The sequence below is a fragment of the Collinsella sp. i05-0019-G5 genome, assembly GCF_042851345.1.
Taxonomy (GTDB): domain Bacteria; phylum Actinomycetota; class Coriobacteriia; order Coriobacteriales; family Coriobacteriaceae; genus Collinsella.
In genome coordinates, this window is sequence record NZ_AP031421.1 from 830,376 (window position 1) to 855,386 (window position 25,011).

Genomic DNA, 25,011 nt, shown 5'->3' on the forward strand with positions numbered 1-25,011 from the left:
TCGAAAGGTTGGGTTCACGAGCCATGCCAAGTGCTCAGGAGCTACAACATCAATTTGGTGAATATCGAGGCGCCATGCCCCGTCCATCAGATTTCGATCTCTTTTGGAAGGATCGCATGGCCGAGGCCGACGCCGTCGGGCTTGACTATGCGATCGACACGGCATCGGTCACCGATGCCGCGACCTGCCAACTTTTCGACCTCTGGTATACCGGCATGTGTGGCGCTCGCCTGCATGCCAAGTACCTTAAACCCGTCTCGGACGAGCCCGTGCCATTGGTGCTTCAGTTCCATGGGTATCCGGGTGCAAGCCGCAGCTGGTTTGAGCAGGCGTCGTTTGCGGGCATGGGCATGGCACTCATCGCCCTCGACTGCCCCGGCCAAGGAGGTCCCTCCGAGGACATTGGTGGATTTGAGGGCACAACGGTTGCCGGGCATATCGTCGCCGGCATCGACGGCGACCCGGCCAACCTCTACTATGTCCGCTTGCACCAAGATATTCGCATCCTGTGCCGTATTGTTCGCGAGCTCGAGGGCATCGATCTTTCCCGTGTGTTTGTGAACGGCGCGTCGCAGGGTGGTGGTTTGGGCATTGCGACCTGTGCGCTTAACAGCGAGCTTATCAATCGTGCCGCCATCCTCTATCCCTTCCTGTCAGATTTCCGCCTAGTCTGGGATTTGGATGCAGACGACATTGCCTACGAGGGCCTGCGCTATTGGTCTCGCTGGTTTGACGAGGACTCGACTCGTATTGACGAAGCCTATGCCAAGCTGGCGTACTTCGATTCCAAGAACTTTGCCCCTATGGTCAAATGCCCCGTGCTGTTTGGCACCGGCACAGCCGATATCGTCTGCCCGCCAGCGACGCAGTTTGCGGTCTATAACAACCTGACCTGCGAAAAGCGTCATGAGTTCTTTGAAGGCTTTGGCCACGAGGAGATTCAGGATTTTGACGATCTGATCATTCCGTTTTTCTGCAAGGGAGGGGAGGCTCATGTCTAAGTGCGAGAGCAATGTTAATGAGCTGATTGTCCCCGGGCTCGTGGGAATTCCTGGAACGGTTTCGTCAAGGCTCGCAGAATATCGGGACTGGCGCGGTGATGTCCAAGCAGATGTTTCTGATTTAGAGACATGCGCTTCGAATCTTGAGATTCAAGGCCTGGCCATTACGGCGATTGACTTTGTTAACCCCTGCGCCCGTTACTCGGAGGTCTCCTTTGAGCTCGGTGACGATGCGATTCACGCTCGTTTGATCGAGCCTGTCGGTCGTGCCCGAGTGTCTGAGCGCGTGCCGCTGTGCCTGATGTTCCACGATATCGATCGGCCTGTGCGCGGCTGGCATCACATGACGAGATTTGCCGCCATGGGGTATGCCGTCCTCGCGCTGGATGACGATGTTGCTGGTGCGGACGACCTGCAGCGGGGGATTTCTTCGCCCGCTTTTGTCGAGCGCGTCCGTTGGGGTTGCGCGCTGGCGAAGGTGGCGCGCAATCTTGATGGCATGGACCCCGACCGCATCTTTGCATGGGGCGAGGGTCTAGGCGGCGGAGTCGCGCTGGCGGTTTCTGCTCTGGACGAGCGGGGTCTCGCCTGCACGGCGGTTGCCAATCCGCTTCCTGGCGGCCTCGAGGCGCTGTCGTCTCGGGTGCGCGGATCGGTGCTCATGGGCACATCGCTCATGGATACCGTGAGCGATCCCAAGGATCAGTTTGCCGTATTCAACGGTCTTGAGTGTGACCGGAGACATATCATCTATGCCAAATACGCTCACGAGCGCATCAATGCGTTCGAAAACGAAGTCGTCGACTTTTTTAACCAAACGTTCTACTCGTGTTCTTTGGCCTAGACGGCCTGGACACTGCCAACAAGAGTGGGCGGCATAGGGCTGCCCACCAGACAACTAAGGAGATTCTTGTGGCAACTCAGAAATTCACCGGCGTTATCCCTCCCGTCGTTGTTCCCGATACCGAAGACCACCAGCTCGATGTTGCCTCCTTTGAGCGCAGCATCAACCGCATGATCGATGCCGGCGTCGATGGCTTGTTCTTCCTGGGCTCCTCGGGCGAGGTCGTCTTCTCCACCGACGAGCGTCGCCGTCAGATCATCTCCGAGGCCGTCCGTATCGTCGACCACCGCGTTCCCGTTCTGGTCGGCATCATCGACACCGAGACCGAGCGCATGATCGAGCACGGTAAGGTCGCTCAGGAGCTGGGCGCCGATGCGCTTGTCGCCACCTGCCCGTTCTATGCCCTGCAGGGCATGACCGAGGTCGAGGAGCACTTCCGCATCCTGCATGAGGAACTCGACCTGCCCATCTTCGCCTATGACATCCCCGTGTGTGTCCACACCAAGCTCCCGTGGAAGCTCCTTGCCAAGCTCGGTGCCGAGGGCGTTCTGGCCGGCGTCAAGGATTCCTCGGGTGATGACATCTCGTTCCGCTACCTCGTTCAGGAGAACGAGAAGAACGGCCATCCGATGAGCATCCTTACCGGCCATGAGGTCGTCGTCGACGGTGCCTATCTCGGTGGCGCCGACGGTTCCGTTCCGGGCCTCGCCAACGTTGAGCCCGAGGGCTACGTTCGTCAGTGGAAGGCCGCTCAGGCTGGTGACTGGGCTACCGTCAAGGCCGAGCAGGATCGCCTCAATGAGATTTCGCACATCTGGGATGTCACCTCGGGCGTCCAGGGCTATGCCGGTGGCGTCGGCGCCTTCAAGACCGCTATGAACCTCATGGGCATCTTCGACAGCCCGACCATGCCGCGCCCGGTGAAGGCCATGACCGGTGAGAACGTCGAGGCGATTCGCAAGGTCCTCCAGGACAACGGTCTCCTTTAAAGCTTTCCCAGGCACCCGACCTCGCCGTTCAACCGTGCGGTCATGACCCATTAGGCCAATGGCCGCACGGTTTCTCGGCGATCTCGGGCACCTGGAAAACCTTTACCGCGCTGTGACGGCTAGCCTGACGGCGCATTTCCTGTAGTTGTTTTGTCTCCGAAGGAGAACGACATGGAGAACAAGTACGTCTGCTCTGTCGATATCGGCGGAACTAAGATCGCGACTGCCATCATGGAGTACCCGGCTGACGGCGGTGTGCCCCATCCCGTTTTTGAGGCTGAGGTTCCCACCGAGGCCCAGGAGGGTGGCGAAGCGGTCTTCCAGCGCATCGAGGCGTCTATCAAGGCAGCTCTTGAGGCAAATCCCGATGTCGAGGTCCTCGGAGTTGGCATCGGCGCTGCCGGTGTCGTCGACCCCAAGACGGGCGCCATCGCGTATGCCAATGAGATTATGCCCGGCTGGTCCGGCGTTCAGTTGGGGCCGCGTCTGCGCGAGGACCTCGGCCTTCCCGTTGCCGTTGTAGGCGACGTGCAGGCTCATGCTCTGGGCGAGGCCCACTGGGGCGTCGGCAAGGGCAAGTTCTCCGTCTTGTGTTTGGGCATCGGTACGGGCATCGGCGGCGCATATGTCGAGAACGGCCGCGTGATGCAGGGCTTCCATGGTGCTGCCGGCCATATGGGCCACATCGAGTGCTCGGCTGCCGCCGGCATTCCCTGCGCCTGCGGGCGTTCCGGCCATCTGGAGTCGGTTGCTTCCGGAACATCAATCGGGCGCATGTACGATGAGCGTTTTGGCCGCGTCGACCCCAGCCGTCCTTCGGTCGGCCGTGACGTGAACGACCTGTGCCGCGCAGGCGACGCAAAGGCGACCGAGGTCATTCATGACGCCGGCTTTGCGCTGGGCGCCAGCCTGGGCTCGCTCGCTAACATCCTGGACCCTGAGGTCATCGTGCTTTCGGGCGGCGTGATTCACCAAGGTCCCGATTGGCGTTCACAGACGTGGAAGGACTCGGTGCACGAGGGCTATGCCAGCCAGGCGCTCGACCCGCTTCAGGACACGCCGATTCTCATCGGCTCTCTGGAGGGCGACGCGCCGCTCATCGGTGCCGCCGAACACCTTCTTGCATCGTTGAAGTAAACATAACTACCAAGTGCGCCTTCTGAGGTGCCGCAGATTGACGTGAAAGAGGAGCGAAGCGTACTTCGGTACGCGAGCGACGGTTTGAACGTCAAGGTGCGGTGTCTCAGAAGGCTGTTTTGAGAAAGGTTGAGTCGAACATGACCGTTGATCCTTTGATCCAGTCCCTGAAGGGCAAGCTCGTCGTGAGCGTTCAGGCGTATATGGGCGAGCCGCTTCGTACGCCCGAGACCATGGCTCAAATGTCTCGCGCTTGCGAGCTTGGCGGCGCCGCCGCCATTCGCTGCCAGGGCCTTGCCGACATTGCCGCCATTAAGGGTCGCTGTGAGGTTCCCGTCATCGGTCTGTGGAAGGACGGGCACGAGGGCGTTTACATCACGCCGACGCTGCGTCACGCTCGTGCCTGCGTTGCTGCGGGTGCCGATATCGTGGCGATCGACGCCACCGATCGTCCGCGTCCCGATGGCAAGTCGGTCGAGGATACCTTCCGCCCGCTGCACGAGGAGGGTGTGCTCCTGATGGCGGATTGTGCCACCATCGAGGACATTCGCCGTGCGGTTGATATGGGCTTCGACCTGGTATCCACCACACTCTCTCACGGTGTCGCCGCCATCGACTGCACCATGGCCGATGGCCCCGACCTGCCGCTCCTGCGTCAGGCGACCGAGGAATTTCCCGGCCTTCCCATCATTTGCGAGGGTCGCGTGCATACGCCCGAGGAGGCTCGCGCTGCAATCGACGCCGGCGCGTGGGCCGTTGTCGTCGGCACCGCTATCACGCACCCCACGAGTATTACAAGTTGGTTCAAGGCTGCGCTTGAGGCGTAAGACGGGCCTTGTATCCGCTTGGGGCGGTATACTCAATAAAGGCAATTGATCGCGCGGGATCCGCTGGCCGGGTCCCGCGCTTATTTTAGGAGGCACACATGCAAAAGGGAGATGCCATGGATGCGGCGGAGCGCTCGGAGCGTATCCCCGATATCGTTATCATCACCGGAATGTCCGGCTCGGGCCGAACGCAAGCCATGCATGTGTTTGAGGACATGGGCTATTTTTGTATCGACAACCTGCCCCCACGCCTGATTGCCCAGCTTGCTGAGCTCGTTGGCATCAATACGGGCGTGGGCAGGCACCTTGCCGTTACCTGCGACCTGCGTAGCCAGGGCTTGTTCGATGAACTGCTCGATGCTGTTGCCGCACTGGAAGAGCGCGAGATGAGCTGCGACATTGTGTTTCTCGAGGCGTCTGACGAGGTGCTGATTCGCCGGTATAGCGAAAACCGTCGTCGCCATCCCATTGCAAAGCCGGGGGAGACCACGGCCGACGCTATTCAGCGTGAACGTCTGCAGCTGCAGGGCGTTCGCGATCGAGCCGATATGATTATCGACACGAGCCGCTTGCGCACTTCTGCCTTGCGCAACAAGCTGCGCATGGCTTTTTCCGAGCTGTCCGACCAGCAGCTTATGGATGTCCACGTGTTCTCGTTTGGCTTTAAGCATGGCATGCCCATCGAGGCGGATATCATGATCGATGTTCGCTTCTTGCCCAATCCTTTCTACGATCCCGAGATGCGCACCATGACCGGTCTCGATAAGAAGGTCTCCGATTTTGTCTTGGACCACCCCAAGACCCAGGAGTTCTGGAAGGCCTGGACTCAGCTGCTCGATACGGTCATGCCGGGTTATATCGCAGAGGGCAAGCCGCAGCTTTCCATTGCTATCGGCTGCACAGGCGGACAGCACCGTAGCGTCGCCATTGCCGAGGCCACGGCCCGCTACCTGGAGGGTGCTCAGTATCATGTGAGCATCTCCCACCGTGACCTGTCGCGTGCCAACACGAAGGCATAGGTTTACATGTCGTTTACCGCTGAGGTGCGTGACGAGCTTGCGCGCTGCGAACCAGAATGCGAATACTGCGATTTGTCGACGCTTGCTGCGCTAACGCGTGTGAGCGGCACGCTTTCGCTGGCGGGCTCGGGACGGTACCGCTTGACGGTCGCGACCGAGACGGGTGCTGTGGCGCGCACGATGATTGCGCTGACGCATCGTATCCTTAAGCTCAAGACCGAATTCACGGTTCGTAAGTCGGTCCTGCACAAGGTACGAAACTATCTCATCACCTTGCCCGATCAGCCCGATTTGGATAAGGCTCTGGTGCTGCTGGGCATTCTCGACCGTAGGGGAGGGCTCGTCGCGGGTGTGCCGCGCCACATCGTCGCCCGTCCTTGCTGCAGGCTCGCCTATATTCGCGGTGCGCTGATTGCCGGAGGCTTTGTTGCCGACCCGCGTGGCGATTTTCATTTGGAGATTGCGGTTCAGGGCGAGGAGTATGCAAAGGGACTTTGCGACCTTCTGGAGCAGATTGGAGTTCACGCCCGCGTCAATGCGCGTCGCGGCTCGTATGCCGTGTACATCAAGAGTGCCGAGGAGATTAAACGTCTGTTACAGCTGATTGGCGCCAAGCGCAGCGTTGCCGAGATTGAAGAGGCCCGCGCGGTTAAGCTGGTGAAGAACGACGTGAATCGTCGCGTGAACGCAGAGCTTGCCAACCAGACCAGAAGTGCCGGTGCCGCCCAACATCAGCTTGCGCTCATCGATGAGCTTGATCGGCGCGGTTTGCGCGAAACGCTGCCGGACGCTCTGGCAGTTTTTTGTGACTTACGCGAGCGTTACCCCGATCTCTCACTGCGAGATTTGGGGGAAATGGCCGACCCTCCTTTGTCGAAGTCGGCCTTGTATCACCGTGTTTTGCGCCTTGAAAAGCTCATTGAAGCAAGCGGGTAGTTTAACGCAATAGCTTTTATGGTGGTTTAACTGCTGTTTTATACGTTAAAGCGTTTTAACGCAAATTTGATTTTCAATTTCGAGCATTCTCGTGAAATTCAAGCCAAAAAAAAGGTATATTAGGCGAGTGGTTAGTTTGTGGGCCTCAACGGCAGGCGCTGTAGCTTGCGGGGGCCTTACGAAAGGAGACACAATGGCAGTAAAGGTTGCTATTAACGGCTTCGGTCGCATCGGTCGTCTGGCCTTCCGCCAGATGTTCGGTCATGAGGGCTCCGAGATCGTCGCTATCAACGACCTCACCTCTCCCGATATGCTCGCTTACCTGCTGAAGTACGACTCCACGCAGGGCAACTATGCTCGCGATCACGAGGTCGTCGCTGGCGAGGATTCCATCACCGTTGACGGCAAGGAGATCAAGATCTACAAGGAGGCCGACGCCAACAACCTGCCTTGGGGCGACCTCGACGTCGACGTCGTTCTCGAGTGCACCGGCTTCTACACCAGCAAGGCTAAGGCTCAGGCCCACATCAACGCTGGCGCCAAGAAGGTCGTCATCTCCGCTCCGGCCGGCAGCGATCTGCCCACCATCGTGTACAACGTCAACCATGAGACGCTGACCGCTGAGGACAACATCATCTCCGCTGCTTCCTGCACCACCAACTGCCTCGCCCCGATGGCCAAGGGCCTGAACGACTTCGCTCCCATCGTCTCCGGCATCATGACCACCATCCACGCCTTCACCGGCGACCAGATGCCGCTCGACGGCCCGCAGCGCAAGGGCAACTTCCGTCGCTCCCGCGCCTGCTCCGAGAACATCGTCCCGAACACCACGGGCGCTGCCAAGGCCATCGGCCTGGTTCTCCCCGAGCTCAACGGCAAGCTCATCGGTGCCGCCCAGCGCGTCCCGACGCCGACCGGCTCGCTGACCAACCTCTACGCCGTCGTTGACAAGAAGGTCACCGTCGACGAGGTCAACGCTGCCATGAAGGCCTACGCCGAGACCATCCCCGATACCTTCGCCTACAACGAGGACCAGATCGTCTCCCGCGACATCGTCGGCGAGACCCACGGCTCCATCTTCGACGCCACTCAGACCATGTGCTCTGATCTCGGCAACGGCCAGACCCTCGTTCAGGTCACCTCTTGGTACGACAACGAGAACTCCTACACCTCTCAGATGGTCCGCACCATCAAGTACTTCGAGAAGTTCGTTGCTTAATTTAGCTTTTAGCGAATAGCTCGTTGAGCGTCTAAAGAAGGGCGCGGCCTCATAGGGCTTACACCCTAGGGTCGCGCCCTTTTTATAGGAAATCGTCTGCCGTAATGGGAGGCAGACACGTACGAAAGGTAGAAGCAAACATGGCCTTTACCAAGAAGACCGTCCGCGACATCGATGTCGACGGCAAGCGCGTTCTCGTCCGCGTTGACTTCAACGTGCCTATCAAGGATGGCGTCGTTGGCGACACCACCCGTATCAAGGCTGCCCTGCCCACCATCAACTACCTCGTTGAGCACAACGCTCGCGTCATCCTCATGAGCCACCTCGGCCGTCCTGAGGGCACTGGCTTCCAGCCCGAGCTTTCCCTCGAGCCTGTCGCCAAGAAGCTCGCTGAGCTCTCTGGCCTTGACGTTGCTTTTGTTGCCGACACGTATGGCGAGAAGGCCGCCGAGGCTGTCGCCGCCGTCGAGCCGGGCAAGGTCCTCGTTCTCGAGAACGTCCGTTTTGACAAGCGTGAGAAGAAGAACGATCCCGAGATCGCCAAGAAGCTCGCTTCCTATGGTGACGTCTTCGTTCTCGATGCCTTCGGCACCGCACACCGCGCCCAGGGTTCCGTCGTGGGCCCCGCCGCTTACCTGCCTGCCGTCGCCGGCTTCCTGCTCGAGAAGGAGGTCGACACGCTGACCGGCATCTTCGCCGAGCCCGAGCGCCCCTTCGTCGCCATCGTCGGCGGTTCCAAGGTTTCCTCCAAGATCGGCGTTCTCGATCACCTCATCGACTCCGCTGATACCCTGATCATCGGTGGCGGCATGGCCTACACCTTCTTCCTGGCTCAGGGCCTGTCCGTCGGTCAGTCCCTCAAGGAAGAGGACTGGGTCGAGCGCGCCGGTGAGATGCTCAAGAAGGCCGAGGAGAAGGGCGTCAAGATCCTGCTCCCCATCGACAACCGCGTTGCTGATCACTTTGGCGAGGATGCTGTCCCCGAGGTTGTCGCTTCCGACGCTATCCCCGACGACCGTGAGGGTATGGACATCGGCCCCAAGACCGAGGAGCTCTACGCCGAGGCTGTCAAGGGTGCCAAGACTGTGTTCTGGAATGGCCCCATGGGCGTCTTCGAGTTCGATAACTTCGCTCACGGCACCCAGGCTATCGCCGAGGCTGTCGCCGAGGCTGATTGCACCTCGATCATCGGTGGTGGCGACTCTGTCGCAGCCGTCAACAAGTTCAACCTGGCCGACAAGATGAGCTGGATCTCTACCGGTGGTGGCGCTTCCATGGAGCTCGTCGAGGGTAAGGCCCTGCCCGGAGTGGAGGCGCTTCTCGATGCCTAATCGCACCCTTCTTATCGCTGGTAACTGGAAGATGAACAACGACGTCGCCGAGGCCGCCAAGCTCGCCGACGAGCTGGCTCAGGCTCTGCCCGAGGTTCCGGCTGGCGTCGAGGTGCTCGTCTGCCCTCCGACCATCGACATCACCACGGTTCATGACCGTATTCAGGCTGCCCCCATCGCCCTCGGTGCACAGAACGTGTACTGGGAGGCCAAGGGTGCCTTCACCGGTGAGTCTTCTTGCGACATGCTCAAGTCCGCTGGCTGCACCTACTGCATCATCGGTCACTCCGAGCGTCGTGATTACTTCCACGAGACCGACGAGGATCAGAACAAGAAGGCCAAGGCCCTCGTTGCCGCCGGTCTTGTTCCTGTCTTCTGCTGCGGCGAGTCCCTTGAGGTCCGCGAGGCCGGCACCTATGTCGAGCACGTCGTGAACCAGGTCAAGGCTGGTCTCGAGGGTCTCGAGATCACTTGCCCCAAGCAGGTCGTCGTCGCCTACGAGCCCATCTGGGCCATCGGCACCGGCAAGACCGCTACCGCCGAGGACGCTCAGGAGGTCTGCGGCGCTATCCGTGAGACCCTCAAGGAGATGTTCGGTGAGGAGCTCGCCGACGGCATCCGCGTTCTCTATGGTGGCTCTGCCAAGCCCGGCAACATCGCCGAGCTCGTCGCCAAGCCCGACGTCGACGGCGCCCTCGTGGGCGGCGCTTCGCTCAAGGCTGCCGACTTCGCCTCTATGGTCGTCAAGGCAGGCGAGTAGGACATATGGCACAGCGTCATCTTCCTGCACTCCTGATCATCATGGATGGTTGCGGCCTGGCTCCGGCCGATGGCGAGAACGCCGTCGCCGCTGCCAAGACGCCCTTCCTCGATAGCCTGTACGAGAAGTACCCCCACACCACGCTCGGCGCTTCGGGCGAGGACGTGGGTCTTCCCGATGGCCAGATGGGCAACTCCGAGGTGGGTCACCTCAACATCGGTGCCGGCCGCATCGTGTTCCAGGAGCTTTCGCGCATCAACAATGCCATCAAGGACGGCTCCATCGCCAAGAACGAGGTCTTCGTCAAGGCTATGGACGACGTCAAGGCTGACGGCAAGACTCTCCACCTCATGGGCCTTATGAGCCCTGGCGGTGTTCATTCTCATATGAGCCACGTCGAGGCTCTGGTCAAGATGGCTGCCGAGCACGGTGTCAAGACCGTTCGCGTCCACGCCTTCATGGATGGTCGCGACGTTGACCCGCAGTCCGGTGCCGGTTACATGAGTGAGTTCTGCGCCTTCCTGGCTAAGATCTCCGAGGAGACCGGTTGCGACGCTCGCGTTGCCACCGTCTCGGGCCGTTATTGGGCCATGGACCGCGACAACCGTTGGGAGCGCATCCAGCGCGCCTACGATGTCATGGTCAACGCATCCGATGCCGATACCGACCCTGTTGCCGGTATCAAGGCCTACTACGAGAAGGATCCGCGCGGCGACGAGTTCGTCGAGCCCTTCGCTGCCCACAACGAGGGCATCCACGAGGGCGACGCGGCCATCTTCTTCAACTTCCGTCCCGACCGCGCTCGTCAGATGACTCGCGTGTTCACGGACAAGGAGTTCGATGGCTTTGAGCGCGAGCAGATCAAGCTTTCGCACTTTGTGACGATGACCGAGTACGACCCGACGTTTGACGTCGAGGTCGCCTTCCCCAAGACGTTCCCCGAGAACGTTCTGGCCGACGTTATCGCCGCCAATGGCCTGAAGCAGCTGCACACCGCCGAGACCGAGAAGTACGCCCACGTGACGTTCTTCCTCAACGGCGGCATCGAGGAGCCCAAGGAGGGCGAGGAGCGCGTGCTCGTCGCTTCTCCCAAGGTCGCTACCTACGACCTGCAACCTGAGATGAGCGCTCCCGAGGTTACCGAGAAGCTTGTCGCCGCCATCAACGAGGATCGCGCTGATTTCTACATCGTGAACTTCGCAAACTGCGACATGGTTGGTCACACCGGTGTCTTCGACGCTGCCGTTAAGGCCGTCGAGGCTGTTGACGATGCCCTGTCCAAGGTTGTCCCGGCGATTCTCGCTAAGGGCGGCTTTGCGCTGATTACCGCCGATCACGGCAACGCCGATCACATGTTTGACGTTGCTTCCGACGGTTCCAAGCATCCGTTCACGGCTCACACCACCAACCGCGTGCCGTTCATCATCGTTGATGAGAAGGCACAGCTCACCGGTATCGAGGACGGCCGTCTTTCCGATATCGCTCCGACCATGCTCACCATGGCTGGTATTGAGCCTTCCGCCGAGATGACGGGTCGCGTACTCGCCACCGAGGCCTAATAGAAAACAAATACCGTTTTCTAGTAAGGGGGTTGTCCACAACCGGACAACCCTCTTTTTTTGCGCTATTTCTACCTCGTCACCAAATGGCTGATGGGGGAGTGCTGGGGGTTGTGGTACAGTACTGGAGTTTGAATTGTTCTATTAAGGAGCTTATCTATGGGTCCGTTTCAGATTCTTCTGTTTGTCGTTTGGGCTGTCTCTGCCGTGGCGCTGACGATTCTCGTCCTGATGCACTCTGGTAAGGGCACCGGCGTTTCGGATATGATCGCTAGCTCGCTGTATAACTCCAGCTCTGCCACGGGCGTCATGGAGCAGAACCTCGATCGCCTGACGGTAATTATGGCCGTCGTTTTTGCCGTGTGTGTCGTCCTGTGCATGTTCTTCTTCCCGCAGGGTATCGTCGGCTACTAAGCACGAGCCACATAAATACTTGAAAAGGGTTCCGCAAGTGCGGGACCCTTTTTGTTTACATATTTGTAACAGAGCCAAAATATCCCCACATACTTCGCCCAACTAAAGAAATTCTCGACCGTTGACCGGAATTAGCCCCAAATCGTGCATAAAATGCGCTACTGTATTGAGAAACGTTGGTTCGTTGTGCATAACCAGCCATAGCAACGGGCGGCGTTTTGATGGTTCGGATCGGATTGTCTCGACATGTGTCCGACTGAACATTTCTTTGTCCTATCTCATAAGGAGGATGGCATGGCTGATTCTATGTTCCACCAGCCCGTTATGGGTCGTCGCGCCTTTGTCGGCGGTACCCTTGCTGCGAGCTCCATGGCTTTTCTTGCCGCATGCGGCAAGAAGGGCGGCGACGCTTCCGGTTCTGAGTCCGGTTCGAAGCTGAACTTCTACATCAACAACCCGGTCTGCATCGACCCCTACAATGTCCAGGAGGACCAGGGCACTCAGGTCGAGTACCAGCTCTTTGATGCTCTGACCTCTTATGACGCCGAGAAGGGCGAGATCGTTCCGCTGGCTTGCGAGTCCTTCGAGGCCAACGACGACGCCACCGAGTTCACCTTCAAGATCAAGAAGGCCAAGTTCCACAACGGTGACGACGTTACCTCCAAGTCCTTCAAGCTCGGTTGGGAGCGTCTGGTCAACACCAAGTCGGCTGTCGCTACCGAGTACGGCCCTTCCGAGGTCTCCTATCACCTTTCCATGGTCGAGGGCTATGACGATCTGCTTGCCGGTAACGCTACCGAGCTCAGCGGTGTTACCTGCCCCGACGATGAGACCCTCGTCGTCAAGCTGGCTTCCGCTTACGCCGACTTCCCCTTCGTCGCCTCTCACCCGGCTCTGGCCCCGGTTCCCGAGTGCGCCGAGTCCGATGTCAAGAGCTTCTACCTCGCCCCGGTCGGTAACGGCCCGTTCATGATGGACGGCAAGTGGGAGGATGGCCAGGAGATCAACGTCAAGAAGTTCGACGATTACTATGGCGACAAGGCCAAGATCGATGGCATCCACTTCCAGGTCATCAAGGACATGGAGACCGCCTACAAGGAGTTCCAGGCCGGTAACCTCGATGTCTGCGACGTTCCCGTCGCTCAGATCGACGCCGCCAAGAAGGATCGCGGCGTGTCCAAGGACGGCTACACCATGGGTGACGGCGAGCGCATGCTGCTCGGCGCCGAGCCTTCCACGTACTATCTGACCTGCAACACCACGGCCGAGCCGTTCAGCAACGCCGACCTGCGCAGGGGTATCTCCCTGGCCATCAACCGTGAGGCCATCTGCAAGACCATCTTCAAGGGTACCCGTACTCCTGCCGACGGCATTGTTCCTCCGGGCATCGATGGCTACAAGGAGGGCGCATGGGAGTTCTGCGCCTACGATGTCGACAAGGCTAACGAGTATCTCGACAAGGTTGCTCCCGCTGGCGCTAACGGGGATCGTGGCATTAGCGTGACCCTGTCCTACAACCAGGACGGCGGTCACAAGGAGATCATGGAGTCCATCATCGGTGACCTCGCCAAGGTTGGCGTTACCGCTGTCTCCGATACCCCTGAGTGGTCTGCCCTGCTCGAGCAGTATCAGAACTTTAACTATCAGTTCGGTCGTCTGGGTTGGATTGCCGACTACCCGATCATGGACAACTTCCTGTATCCGCTGTTCCACTCCGACTCCCTCGGTGGCGACAACCGCTCCGGTTACAACAACCCCGAGTTCGACGCCAAGGTCGACGAGGCTCGTACTATTGTTGACGACGAGGAGCGCGTCGCTAAGATGCAGGAGGCCGACGCAATGGTCGCTGCCGACTGCCCGGTCATCCCGATTATGTTCTACACGCACACCATCGCCGGCTCCGATCGCATTAAGCACCTCTATGTCGATCCGCAGAAGCACGCCGATCTGGGTACCGCTGAGCTCGCCTAAGAGTTTGCAGCTTCCGTGAGGGTCAAGTATTTACGTAGACCTCATGGGAAACATACAGTTCTCCCTAACCTGGGGTAAACTGGCTGATGGTAATTTTGGGATGCCGGTCTGGCGATCGGCATCCCATTTAGGTTAATCCCTAGATAGGGGAGTGGTATGGGTAAGTACATCGTTAAACGTGTGCTTCAGTTCATCCCGGTGTTTTTGGGCGTTACGCTGATTCTGTTCGCCCTCCAGAATATCGTGCCGGGAGATCCGATCAAGCTGATCGGTGGAGACAAGGCTCTGTCCCCCGAGGTGGAGCTTCAGCTTCGCGTTCGCTATCACCTGGTCCAGACGGACGATGACGGCAACGCGATCCTTGACGAGAACGGCGACCCCGTTCAAACGTCGCTCGTGGACCGTTACTTGTATTACATGAACGGCCTGCTTCATGGCGATCTGGGCAATTCGTATCAGCGCAAGCTGCCGGTTACGGAAATCTTTGCCCAGAAGTATCCGTATACGGTCAAACTTGCCGCGTGCGCCATCGTGCTCGAGGCAATTATGGGTATCGGTGCGGGTATCATTTCGGCGGTAAAGCGTTATTCCTTCTGGGATATTTTGGTAACGCTCACCACGTCGATCCTCGTTGCGGTCCCGGCCTTCTGGCTCGGTATGTTGCTGCAGCTGTTCTTTGGCGTCATCCTCAAGGACGCCACGGGCGGTGCAATCTCCATGCCGATCTCGGGTGCCGGCGGTTCCAGCTCTCAGTATCAGGATTGGATGCACTATGTGCTTCCGACCATTACGCTGGCTTCGGTTTCGACCGCTTATGCTGCGCGCATTATGCGCTCGCAGCTGCTTGACGTCATGAACCAGGATTACATCCGTACGGCAAAGGCCAAGGGTCTCTCCAATCGTGCGATCATCGTCAAGCATGCGCTTAAGAATGCACTCATCCCCGTCGTTACCTATATTGGTGTCGACTTTGGCGGCATGCTTTCGGGCGCCATCCTGACCGAGACGGTCTTCAACTGGCCCGGTATCGGCTATGAGGTCTATCGCGCCATTAGCATGCGTGACTGGCCCATCGTTATGGGCGGCGTTACGCTCATCGTTGTCGTCGTCATGGTGATCAACCTGCTCGTCGACATTAGCTATGCATTCCTCGACCCGCGCATCCGCCTTGGCGGTCCGTCGGATAAGGCCTAAGGGAGGTACGTCTCATGCAGGAAACTGATTCTCAGTCTCAGGAGCAGGCTACCGCCACCAAGGTCGCATCTGCTCCCGCCAAGTCCCGCACGCTGTGGGGCGACGCTTTTAAGCGTCTTCGTAAGAACAAGCTCGCCGTTATCGGTGTCTGCTGGATCATCATCGTCGTTGTGGTTGCCCTGACCGCAGATCTGTGGGCTAAGCCCTGGCTCGGTTCGCCGACGGCTTCCGATTCGACCACCATGGCCGAGACATCGCTACTGGCTCCGTGTGCCGAGCACCCGTTTGGCACCGATGCCCTCGGTCGCGACATTCTCGTCCGCGTTATCTACGGTGCACGCGTTTCGCTTTCTGTCGGTATCATGGCCACCGCCATCTCCACATTGATCGGCCTGGTCATGGGCGCCCTGGCCGGTTTCTACGGCGGCATTTGGGATACGATCATCATGCGCTGTGCGGACATCTTCCTGGCGTTCCCGTACGTGCTGTTCGTTGTCGCCATGATCGCCGTTATCGGCCGTGGTCTTCAGAACGTCTTTATCGCCATCGGCATTCTTGGCTGGCCTTCGATTGCGCGCGTCTTCCGCTCTGCAATCTTGACGGTCAAGGAAAACGACTATGTTGATGCAGCGCGCGCGATGGGTGCATCTGATGCTCGTATCGTCGTGCGTCACATCTTCCCGAACTCCGTCGCCTCCATCGTGGTCTACGCGACCATGAACATTGGTGGCGCCATTCTGACCGAGTCCGCTCTGTCCTTCCTCGGCATGGGCGTTATTCCGCCTACGCCTTCGTGGGGCTCCATGATTCAGGACGGTCAGCAGTATCTTCTGACCGCTCCCTGGATGATGATCATGCCCGGTCTGGCAATTCTCTCGACGGTGCTCGCCTTCACCCTGCTGGGTGACGGTCTGCGCGACGCCCTCGACGTCAAGATGAAGGACGCATAAGGATGAAGAAGAACAAGAACTATGTGGACCTGAAGGATCAGCCGGTTCCTGAGGGCCAGCATCTGCTCGAGGTCGATGACCTTAAGATGTATTTCCACACCGAGGATGGCGTTGTTCGCGCTGTCGACGGTGTCTCCTACACGCTCGATCGCGGCGAAACCCTGGGCGTCGTCGGTGAGTCCGGCTCCGGTAAGTCCGTGACCGCCATGACCATCATGGGCCTCATCTCGATGCCTCCGGGAAAGATCGAGGGCGGTGACGTTCGCTATCGCGGCCGCTCCATCCTCGAAATGACCGAGGAAGAGATGCAGCACATTCGCGGCAACGATATCGCGATGATCTTCCAGGATCCTATGACCTCCTTGAACCCGGTCTATAAGATCGGCAGGCAGGTGGGCGAGGGTCTTCGTCTGCACCGTGGCTACTCCAAGCAGGAGGCGCTCAAGCGTGCCACCGAGCTTTTGGACCTCGTGGGTATCCCCGAGCCCGAGAAGCGCGTCAATGAGTATCCGCACCAGTTCTCTGGCGGTATGCGTCAGCGAGTCATGATTGCCATGGCCCTTGCCTGCGATCCCGATATTCTGATTGCCGACGAGCCCACGACTGCCCTGGACGTTACCATCCAGGCTCAGATTATCGAGCTCATGCAGGAGATGCAGGAGAAGAACGGCAACGCCATCATCATGATTACCCATGACCTGGGTGTTGTCGCCGATATGGCCGATAAGATCATGGTTATGTACGCCGGCCGCCCCGTTGAGTTCGGTACTGCTGAGGAAATCTTCTACGAGAGCCGCCACCCCTACACCTGGGGTCTTATCCGCTCCATCCCGGAGCAGGCAATCGAAGAGAAGAAGCCGCTGACGCCGATTCACGGCAACCCGCCTTCGCTCATGAACCTGCCTGAGGGCTGCGTCTTCTCTCCTCGTTGCCCCTACGCGACGGACAAGTGCCGCAAGCAGAGCCCTGAGCGCGTTGTCACCGAGTCCGGTCACTATTCTGCGTGCCACTATTCCGGTGACCCCGAGTTCCTCAAGAACGCTCCTGAGACGTCCCGTACGCGCAAGGATTCCAAGAAGGGAGGCGAGGCGTAAATGGCAGACAATAACGAGCGCACTCCACTGCTGAAGGTCGAGCACCTCTCCAAGGAGTTTCCCGCAGAGTCCGGCATGTTCGCCAAGCGTTTTTCCAAGCGCGTCGTCTCTGCTGTAAACGACATCTCTTTTGAGATTTATCCTGGCGAGACCTTTGGTCTGGTTGGCGAGTCTGGTTGCGGTAAATCCACCACGGGCCGCACTATCATGCGTCTGACCAAGCCGACCGCCGGCAAGGTGTTCTTCCAGGGCAAAGATGTTGCCGAGATGAGCAAGCATGAGATCAAGGACATGCGTCGTGAGATGCAGTTTATCTTCCAGGATCCTTATGCTTCGCTCAACCCTCGTATGACCATCGGTGAGATTGTCTCCGAGCCCATGACCATTCATGGTGTGGGTACCAAGGAGGAGCGCATTGAGCGCGTCCGTGAGCTTCTCGACGTCGTTGGACTGAACCCCGAGCACATCAACCGCTATCCGCATGAGTTCTCGGGCGGCCAGCGTCAGCGTGTCGGTATTGCCCGCGCTTTTGCGCTGAAGCCCAAGCTGATTATCTGTGACGAGCCGGTATCCGCTCTGGATGTGTCCATTCAGGCCCAGGTTCTGAACCTGCTCAAGGAACTGCAGGACAAGTTCGGTACCGCGTATCTGTTTATCGCACACGACCTGTCCGTCGTACAGCACATCTCCGATCGCGTTGCCGTTATGTATCTGGGTAAGATGGTCGAGGTTTCGGACTGGAAGACGCTCTATAGCGAGCCTCACCATCCGTACACGCAGTCGCTGCTGTCTGCCGTGCCGGTTCCCGATCCTGATATCCAGAAGACCCGCAAGCGCATCATCCTCGCTGGCGATCCGCCGTCGCCGCTGGATCCGCCGACCGGCTGCCGTTTCCACACGCGTTGCCCGATCGCGCAGGGTATCTGCTCCGAGAAGCTCCCCGAGTTTAAGGAAGTTGCACCGGGTCACTGCTGCGCCTGTCACTTCGCGGAGCCGTTCCCGATCAAGGAATCGCACATCGACCTGTAGTTGTTTGTTCTCGTCCGGGCCCGCCCTGTTGTTACTTTTCAGAACGTCCTCGGACATGCAAGAAACCCCCGCTGCGCACTTCGTGCGGCGGGGGTTTCTTGCGTCCTGCGGAGTGTTCTGAAAAGTAACACCAGGGCGGGCCCTACGTTAACTCGGCAAGGGGAGTGCGATTCCCTGATCGCTCGCTTAATCTGATAGGGAATTGTGTGAGGCCGGAGCCTTGGCTCCGGCCTCCCCATATAAGGGCTCGGCAAAGCAGAGCCACTAAATTTGCATCAGCCCTCAAAACATGTTTGAGAACGGTGCCTGGAGTACGTGGACGTAGGGCCGGAACGGGGTCGGCTTCCCAACGCATTCCGCAGGGGGCGGTACATTTTGTAGCGCGAAGCGCGAATCAAAATGTACCGCATGCCCGAGGACGCGTTGGGAAGCCGACCCCGTTCCGGCCCGAACATAAGCGTCTACCAGTGCATTTACAAATTCGTAAACTTTTTTCAAAAAAGTGCTTGCGCAGTTCTCGAAACATAGGTTATTATCTTCCTCGTTGAACGCGCGGGTTCAACAAAGCGAACCGCGAATCAACAACATAGCATGTCGGAGTGGCGGAATTGGCAGACGCGCTAGCTTGAGGTGCTAGTGACCGCTTTTTGGTCATGCGGGTTCAAGTCCCGCCTCCGACACCATCGCATTTGAGAAGCCTCTTCGGAGGCTTTTTTGTTACCGATAGACGGTGAGGTTCACGATGGAAACGCTTGAGCGCAATGAGTGGGCGGACGTTGCCCAATTGGTCGAGATCACGAGCGATGCTGTCATTATCTGCGAGCTCGACGGAACCATTTTGCATGTAAATAATCGCTTGCTCGACTTGATGTGCGAGGAGCGTTCCGATGTGATCAACGGGGACGTTAAAGACCTCTTGTACTCGTCGGCTTTTGAACGCGCGACAGAGCATCGGCTTCCTTTTGAGACCAATGGAACAAAGAGCGAGTTGATGCTCAAGTTAAGTGACGGATCGTTTATTCCCGTCCTGGTTTGTGCCGGCTCGGTTACGCCGCCTCGAATCTTTGGCCGCCGTGCGCCGCGCGTTCTGGTGGCACTCCATAGCATCGAAGAACAGTATTCGCACGACCGTCAGCTCAAGCGTGCGCTTTCGGAGCTTAGGGTGGCGAATAAGCGTCTCTCGGGTACATTGTCGGTCATTATGAGCACGGTGGGCTCCGATGAGCTGCCCAGTTTGTTAGATATCGTTTTGAACCAGCTTGTAGGAACGCTCGATGCTTCGGGTGCCGCTATCTATTTTTCTGAGAGCGGCGGTTTTAAGCTTCGCGGTGTCTCCAAGGAGCTGAACGACAGCTACCTGCCCGAGTTTTTGCCGTATGGCGCTGGCATTCCGACGTATGTTCTTCGCGAGTCGCGTGCCTGTCGCTTGTCGATTCAACAGGACCTTGAGGGTGATAGGGCTGCCTCCGGTATGTTCATGGACCTGGACAATCGTTCTAAGCACCTGTTGCGCGTGCAGGATATGCCTCCGTACCGCAGCGAGATCTGTCTTCCCGTTTTTTACGGTACGCAGATCCTTGGCGTGCTGGAAGTTGGTTGGAAGCGCCCTCAGGCACCGCTCGCCTATGACGTTAATGTACTCGAGGTCATTTGCGATTACCTGTCTATCCAGCTGGTCGGCATGGCATCGAGCCTTCGCTCTCGTCGCACGGCCGAGCTTGGCCGCTCGCTCAATGTCTTACGTGATGAGTTGTTTACCTTTCTAGACGATTCCGCCGCGGCTACCCAGGCTATATCGTCCGAGATTTGCAATATGCTCAACTGTCATTTTTGCCCTGTTGAGTATGACGCCAGTCTGGGCTCCTATGTCATAGATTTTGAAGGCGGCAGTCGCGTTGCTTTGCCGGACGATCCCGAGAAACTTTTCTTTTCCACGACGGCGCCAGCGGCACGTTTGGGGGTTGGCTCTGATGGCTTTGAGGCGTCTGTTTTGGGCGGCACGAGTGCCGAGGATCTTAAACACGTCCGTATAACTCGCGTTGACGAATCGATGCCTATGGGAGGCTGGCTTAGGGCGCATGGTCTGCCTTGCCAGGGTCTCTACGTCGACACCGGCATCGAGGCGGGGCGCCCGCGCTCTGAGGGTGATGGCAAACACAGCAACGACGCGATCGTTCCTGCTTCTGTTGCGAAAGGCCCGACGACGCGCGCGCTTCTGCTTCGTGACGGTAGTCAAGAGCCGATTGATGACCTTGAATATGACTACTTGGTGCACTTGGCGCATGACTTTGAACTGATCTACGAGGGCGAATCTCAAAAGCGCGAGGAGCGCCATATCGCTCAGACCCTCCAGATTGGCATGAGAAATTCGCTTGGTGACGTTCCGGGTATCGCGACCGATTCGGTATACCTTTCGGCAACGAATTCGGCGTTGGTTGGCGGCGACTTCTATACTCTTGTCCGTCTTCCCGACGATTGCGCCGTTATGATTTTGGGCGATGTATCCGGCAAAGGAATCGAGGCGGCGTCGATGTCAGCGCTCGTCAAGACGGCGCTGACGGCCTATGCCTGGGAGGGTGCTGGGCCCGCCCGTATGGCCCGCTCGCTCAATAGCATGCTCATGGGCTTTTCGAGGGTCGAGACGTTCGTGACGGCGTTTATCGCCAAGATTGATCTTAAAGCGGGTCGCGCTACCTACTGCTCTGCGGGACATCCTCCCACTATGGTCATTAGACCGTCGTCGACGCCGCTTGGCGGCGGAGAAACCCGAGGGGGAGAAGTGGAGCTCCTTGGGTGCCAATCGGGCGTGATCGGTGCCTTTGAGAGCATGGTGTACGAGACAGGCGTGTTTACGTTCGCTCCTGGTGACATGCTATTCATGTATACCGACGGAGCAATCGAAGCACGTGATCGCTCGGGTGCTTTCTTTGGCGAGCAGCGCCTTCGTGACCTTTTGCTCTCTGTCTCGGGTGAGGGTGTATCGGGAATCTGCGGTAAGGTCTTGGGAGAGCTTGACCGCTTTACCGAGTCGGCGCTGGACGATGACATTGCGCTGGTTTCCCTTGAGTTTTTACGGGGTCGATCGTAGACCGCGATACTTGACGGGCAAAATCTGCGCAGCTGCAGATATGTATGCATCGAGCGAGCTCTTTTGGGGAACCATGGTCGTATGAATGAGTGGAATGACATAGCGGTTTTGACGCCACCGGGTGATGTCGACATCGCCTCGGTGTCCGTGCTGCGTCCACGGTTGGATAATCTGATCGACCGGGGCGTGCGTCGCGTTGTCATCAATTGCCAGGCCGTGGGCTTTATCGACTCGACGGGTTTGGCGTTTTTGCTTACACGTGCCAGAGAGCTCATGAGGCGAGAGGGCCTGCTTTCGCTCGTTAACGCCTCCGATGAGGTCGTTCGCTTTTTGGAGATTGCCCGACTTGTCGACATCCTTCATGTTGCGGGTCCGGCGCGTGAGTCGATTCCCGCTATTCCGGTGGGAGAGTTGCCACGATGGAGCAAGAGCGTCGAGGTCCGACAGGGTATCGAGAATCTTCCATACTATCGACATCGCATCGCCGAACTCCTTGAATCGCTTCCGTTGCGCCGCGACGAGCGCTACGATGTCGCGTTGGCGTCGGGGGAGGCGCTGGGTAATGCCTATGACCATGCGGGCGGTATCGGGTGCGTCCTGACGGTTCAGGCCTATGGCGATCGCGTCGTGGTTGAGGTGCTTGATCGGGGTGCCGGCTATTCTATCGATGGAGCGAGCGAACCGGTCGCATCTGAGGAACGCGGCCGTGGTATCAAGCTTATGCGTATGCTCGTCGATAACGTGGAGGTTGCTCGTCGCACAGACGGCACCGGCACGCGCGTGCAGATGGTGAAGCTATTTAGCGGAGCACTGGAATCGCGTGCCTAGCCAATCGCTTTAGCGCGTTTAGCCACCAAGAACACGCGGCCGGCAACTTTTTTGAAAAAAGTACTTGCGTCTTTTGGATAACTCGCGTAAATTAATAACCCGCAAGCGGACATGGCTCAGTTGGTAGAGCACAACCTTGCCAAGGTTGGGGTCGCGGGTTCGAGCCCCGTTGTCCGCTCCATTGCATTTCCGGACCGTTTAGGCGGTCCTTTTTCGGCGAAGTGGCCAAGTGGTAAGGCAGAGGCCTGCAAAGCCTTTACCCCCGGTTCGAATCCGGGCTTCGCCTCCAGGCAACATCCGGGCGCTCCGGCGCCCGTTTTGTTTTACATATGCGGACATGGCTCAGTTGGTAGAGCACAACCTTGCCAAGGTTGGGGTCGCGGGTTCGAGCCCCGTTGTCCGCTCCAACTATCTTACGCGGTTCTAACGAACCGCGTTTTTTGTTGACGCTGCGCGAGCCCCGGGCACCCCATCTTGCCCCCTCAATCGTCGGTCGCGTACATAAAGTACGCTTCCCTCCTCTTTCGCGGCAACCTGGGGCACCCGGAGCCCGCTCGCTGTTGTGGCCGGGGGAGTGAGTCTTCCGTTCTTTTCACTAATCGATCGATTCGTCCCAGGAGGCTCGAGCCCGAGAGGGAGCGAGCGTTTTGGGGTGTGGCTGTGGCGTTGTTTGCCTCGAATGACAGCTTTGGGCGTATCATCGTGGGCATCTCGCAAAACCTCGTTGCAAGGGAGGCTCACCCCATGGCTGCAGAAAAGTCCTCTTCGCGCTCATGGATGTCCGATGCCGCGATCTATCAGATCTACCCGCGTTCGTTTAAGGATTCGACCGGTTCGGGTCTGGGCGATATCGCGGGCATTACCCAGCAGATGGACTATCTTGAGCGGCTGGGCATCGAGGCCATCTGGCTGAGCCCGTTTTACCCTTCGCCTCTTGTCGATGGCGGCTATGATGTGGCGGACTACTGCGATGTCGACCCACGTCTCGGCTCGCTTGACGACTTCGATGACATGATCGCTGCGGCTCACGCGCGCGGCATCAAGGTCATCGTCGATATCGTGCCCAACCATTCATCCAACCAGCACCCCTGGTTCAAAGCCGCTCTTGCCGCCGGCCCCGGATCGCCCGAGCGCGCCCGTTATATCTTCCGCGATGGTCGCGGCGAGCATGGCGAGCTGCCTCCCACCAATTGGAATGCCAACTTTGGCGGCCCCGCCTGGACGCGTGTTGCGGACGGTCAATGGTATCTGCACATGTTTACGCCCGAGCAGCCGGACTTTGACTGGTCATGCCCCGAGGTTCACGCGTTCTTTTGCGACGTCCTGGCGTTTTGGAGCGATCGAGGCGTCGATGGCTTTCGCATCGATGTGGCGCACGGTCTCGCCAAGGATCTCGACCGCGATGACCTCGACCGGTGGCATCTCGCCGAGGGCGATGACATGGTTGACGACGGCACCCATCCGCTGTGGGACCGCAACGAGGTCCACGAGATCTATCGCGAGTGGCGCCGCGTGTTCGACCGCTATAATCCGCCGCGCAGCGCCGTTGCCGAGGCGTGGGTGCTGCCTGAGCGCCAGTATCTCTATGCGCGTCCCAGCGAGCTTGGCCAGACATTCAACTTTGAGTTTGCCAAGGCCACTTGGACCTATGATGACATGCACGCTGCAATCGAGGAGGGCTTGAAGGCGGCTATCGAATCCGATTCCGCCTCGACCTGGGTACTCTCCAACCACGACGTGCCGCGCGTGGCGACGCGCTATGCCCTGCCGCAAATCAAGGCGACGCGCTACCACCAGATTGCGCTCGACTGGCTCTTACGCGACGGGTCGTCTTATGACGAGGACCGTGAACTCGGCGAGCGCCGCGCGCGGGCGGCCCTTTTGCTTGAACTGGCGCTTCCGGGCTCGGCATACGTGTATCAGGGTGAGGAGCTCGGTCTTTTTGAGGTGGCTGATATCCCGTGGACTGCACTCGAAGATCCCAGTGCAACCAATACGCGCGGACCGAAGCGCGAGAAGGGGCGCGACGGCTGTCGTGTGCCCCTGCCGTGGGTAGCGGCGGACGATCCCGCGCAGGGCGGATCGTTTGGGTTTTCGCCGGCGGACGCTGATGCGGCACCCCATCTGCCGCAGCCTGCATGGTTTTCCGATTATGCTGCCGATAGGGAAGAAACGGACCCGACATCGATGCTTGCGCTCTATCGTGACGCCCTCTGGCTGCGGCGCAAGCTGCGCGGGTGCGCCAACGATCTTGCGTGGCTCGATCTTGACGGGCGCACCGGTCTTGCGGATGGTGCCGAGGGCGCTGAGGGCGGCGTCATCGCCTATCGCCGCGATAACGGCTGGGCGTGCGTGACGAACTTCGGTGCAGCACCCGTGGAGCTGCCGGCGGGCAGGGTCCTGCTCACCTCATCAGCGCTTGCAGACGGCAGACTCGCGCAGGACAGCTCTGCCTGGATCATGCTCGGTGAGATGTAAGGGCCTCTTGCGGCGAGTTTGCGTTTGCCTGCGCCTTCCGTGGTGGCTGATGTCTTCGCGAGGTTCGCGAGGGCGTCGCAAAACTTTTCAAAAAAAGTTCTTGCATAGGATGCGGGCATCACGTAAGATTAATCCTCGTAAGCGGACATGGCTCAGTTGGTAGAGCACAACCTTGCCAAGGTTGGGGTCGCGGGTTCGAGCCCCGTTGTCCGCTCCATTTGGGCGTTTAGCTCAGGGGGAGAGCGCTTCCCTGACACGGAAGAGGTCAGAAGTTCAAATCTTCTAACGCCCACCAAATGTTCGCAGCTCAGAGGCTATGTCCTCTGGGCTGTTTTGTTTTTTG

20 protein-coding genes and 6 tRNA genes are annotated in these 25,011 nt (G+C 58.7%); all 26 read left to right on the plus strand.

What is annotated here, in order from left to right; translation table 11 throughout:
* Positions 1 to 74 precede the first annotated feature (74 nt).
* The 26 genes from ACGHIZ_RS03665 (at position 75) to ACGHIZ_RS03790 (ending at position 24,963) form a co-directional block, all read left to right on the plus strand.
* Positions 75 to 1,001, plus strand: a complete 927-nt coding sequence (locus tag ACGHIZ_RS03665) for an acetylxylan esterase (RefSeq protein ID WP_229077155.1) — start codon at positions 75 to 77, stop codon at positions 999 to 1,001.
* Positions 994 to 1,845, plus strand: coding sequence for an acetylxylan esterase (locus ACGHIZ_RS03670; RefSeq protein ID WP_195622264.1), 852 nt, complete (start codon positions 994 to 996; stop codon positions 1,843 to 1,845). The genes ACGHIZ_RS03665 and ACGHIZ_RS03670 overlap by 8 nt, the downstream gene beginning before the upstream one ends.
* Before the next feature lie 68 nt (positions 1,846 to 1,913).
* Complete coding sequence (locus ACGHIZ_RS03675; protein ID WP_390449240.1) at positions 1,914 to 2,834, plus strand: dihydrodipicolinate synthase family protein; 921 nt, start codon at positions 1,914 to 1,916, stop codon at positions 2,832 to 2,834.
* 171 nt (positions 2,835 to 3,005) lie between these two features.
* Positions 3,006 to 3,971: an ROK family protein gene (locus tag ACGHIZ_RS03680; RefSeq protein ID WP_006236155.1), complete on the plus strand. Its 966-nt coding sequence runs from the start codon at positions 3,006 to 3,008 to the stop codon at positions 3,969 to 3,971.
* 140 nt (positions 3,972 to 4,111) lie between these two features.
* Positions 4,112 to 4,798, plus strand: a complete 687-nt coding sequence (locus ACGHIZ_RS03685) for an N-acetylmannosamine-6-phosphate 2-epimerase (RefSeq protein ID WP_006236154.1) — start codon at positions 4,112 to 4,114, stop codon at positions 4,796 to 4,798.
* A 98-nt stretch (positions 4,799 to 4,896) separates the two neighbouring features.
* Positions 4,897 to 5,817, plus strand: coding sequence for an RNase adapter RapZ (gene rapZ, locus ACGHIZ_RS03690; RefSeq protein WP_006236153.1), 921 nt, complete (start codon positions 4,897 to 4,899; stop codon positions 5,815 to 5,817).
* A 6-nt stretch (positions 5,818 to 5,823) separates the two neighbouring features.
* Positions 5,824 to 6,753, plus strand: coding sequence for a DNA-binding protein WhiA (gene whiA, locus ACGHIZ_RS03695; protein WP_006236152.1), 930 nt, complete (start codon positions 5,824 to 5,826; stop codon positions 6,751 to 6,753).
* 193 nt (positions 6,754 to 6,946) lie between these two features.
* On the plus strand, positions 6,947 to 7,972 hold the full coding sequence (gene gap, locus ACGHIZ_RS03700) for a type I glyceraldehyde-3-phosphate dehydrogenase (RefSeq protein WP_006236151.1): 1,026 nt from the start codon (positions 6,947 to 6,949) through the stop codon (positions 7,970 to 7,972).
* 140 nt (positions 7,973 to 8,112) lie between these two features.
* Positions 8,113 to 9,303, plus strand: a complete 1,191-nt coding sequence (locus ACGHIZ_RS03705) for a phosphoglycerate kinase (protein ID WP_006236149.1) — start codon at positions 8,113 to 8,115, stop codon at positions 9,301 to 9,303.
* Positions 9,296 to 10,063 carry a triose-phosphate isomerase gene (tpiA, locus tag ACGHIZ_RS03710; protein ID WP_271743380.1) on the plus strand — a complete coding sequence of 256 codons (768 nt, stop codon included), beginning with the start codon at positions 9,296 to 9,298 and terminating at the stop codon, positions 10,061 to 10,063. Before ACGHIZ_RS03705 ends, tpiA begins: the two co-directional genes overlap by 8 nt.
* Positions 10,064 to 10,068: 5 nt before the next feature.
* Positions 10,069 to 11,622, plus strand: a complete 1,554-nt coding sequence (gpmI, locus tag ACGHIZ_RS03715) for a 2,3-bisphosphoglycerate-independent phosphoglycerate mutase (protein WP_055251837.1) — start codon at positions 10,069 to 10,071, stop codon at positions 11,620 to 11,622.
* 159 nt (positions 11,623 to 11,781) lie between these two features.
* Positions 11,782 to 12,036 (plus strand): preprotein translocase subunit SecG, encoded by a 255-nt coding sequence (secG, locus tag ACGHIZ_RS03720; RefSeq protein WP_006236144.1) that lies wholly within the window; start codon positions 11,782 to 11,784, stop codon positions 12,034 to 12,036.
* Between the two features lie 294 nt (positions 12,037 to 12,330).
* Complete coding sequence (locus ACGHIZ_RS03725) at positions 12,331 to 14,007, plus strand: ABC transporter substrate-binding protein (RefSeq protein WP_040359996.1); 1,677 nt, start codon at positions 12,331 to 12,333, stop codon at positions 14,005 to 14,007.
* Positions 14,008 to 14,163: 156 nt separating this feature from the next.
* Positions 14,164 to 15,201 carry an ABC transporter permease gene (locus ACGHIZ_RS03730; RefSeq protein WP_006236142.1) on the plus strand — a complete coding sequence of 346 codons (1,038 nt, stop codon included), beginning with the start codon at positions 14,164 to 14,166 and terminating at the stop codon, positions 15,199 to 15,201.
* Positions 15,202 to 15,215: 14 nt separating this feature from the next.
* A complete protein-coding gene (locus ACGHIZ_RS03735; protein ID WP_006236141.1) occupies positions 15,216 to 16,151 on the plus strand; it encodes an ABC transporter permease in 936 nt (311 codons plus the stop codon).
* A 2-nt stretch (positions 16,152 to 16,153) separates the two neighbouring features.
* Positions 16,154 to 17,245: an ABC transporter ATP-binding protein gene (locus tag ACGHIZ_RS03740; protein ID WP_390449244.1), complete on the plus strand. Its 1,092-nt coding sequence runs from the start codon at positions 16,154 to 16,156 to the stop codon at positions 17,243 to 17,245.
* A complete protein-coding gene (locus ACGHIZ_RS03745) occupies positions 17,246 to 18,274 on the plus strand; it encodes an ABC transporter ATP-binding protein (protein ID WP_006236139.1) in 1,029 nt (342 codons plus the stop codon).
* A gap of 593 nt (positions 18,275 to 18,867) precedes the next feature.
* Positions 18,868 to 18,957, plus strand: a tRNA-Leu gene (locus tag ACGHIZ_RS03750).
* A 59-nt stretch (positions 18,958 to 19,016) separates the two neighbouring features.
* Positions 19,017 to 21,362, plus strand: coding sequence for a SpoIIE family protein phosphatase (locus ACGHIZ_RS03755; protein WP_390449247.1), 2,346 nt, complete (start codon positions 19,017 to 19,019; stop codon positions 21,360 to 21,362).
* Positions 21,363 to 21,443: 81 nt separating this feature from the next.
* Positions 21,444 to 22,190 (plus strand): anti-sigma factor antagonist, encoded by a 747-nt coding sequence (locus ACGHIZ_RS03760; protein ID WP_195232130.1) that lies wholly within the window; start codon positions 21,444 to 21,446, stop codon positions 22,188 to 22,190.
* Between the two features lie 105 nt (positions 22,191 to 22,295).
* Positions 22,296 to 22,371: transfer RNA gene (locus ACGHIZ_RS03765), tRNA-Gly, on the plus strand.
* A gap of 34 nt (positions 22,372 to 22,405) precedes the next feature.
* Positions 22,406 to 22,479, plus strand: a tRNA-Cys gene (locus tag ACGHIZ_RS03770).
* A 42-nt stretch (positions 22,480 to 22,521) separates the two neighbouring features.
* Positions 22,522 to 22,597 (plus strand) — tRNA-Gly (locus tag ACGHIZ_RS03775).
* 337 nt (positions 22,598 to 22,934) lie between these two features.
* Positions 22,935 to 24,668, plus strand: a complete 1,734-nt coding sequence (locus ACGHIZ_RS03780; protein WP_229028178.1) for a glycoside hydrolase family 13 protein — start codon at positions 22,935 to 22,937, stop codon at positions 24,666 to 24,668.
* A gap of 141 nt (positions 24,669 to 24,809) precedes the next feature.
* Positions 24,810 to 24,885, plus strand: a tRNA-Gly gene (locus ACGHIZ_RS03785).
* A gap of 3 nt (positions 24,886 to 24,888) precedes the next feature.
* Positions 24,889 to 24,963, plus strand: a tRNA-Val gene (locus ACGHIZ_RS03790).
* Positions 24,964 to 25,011 lie beyond the last annotated feature (48 nt).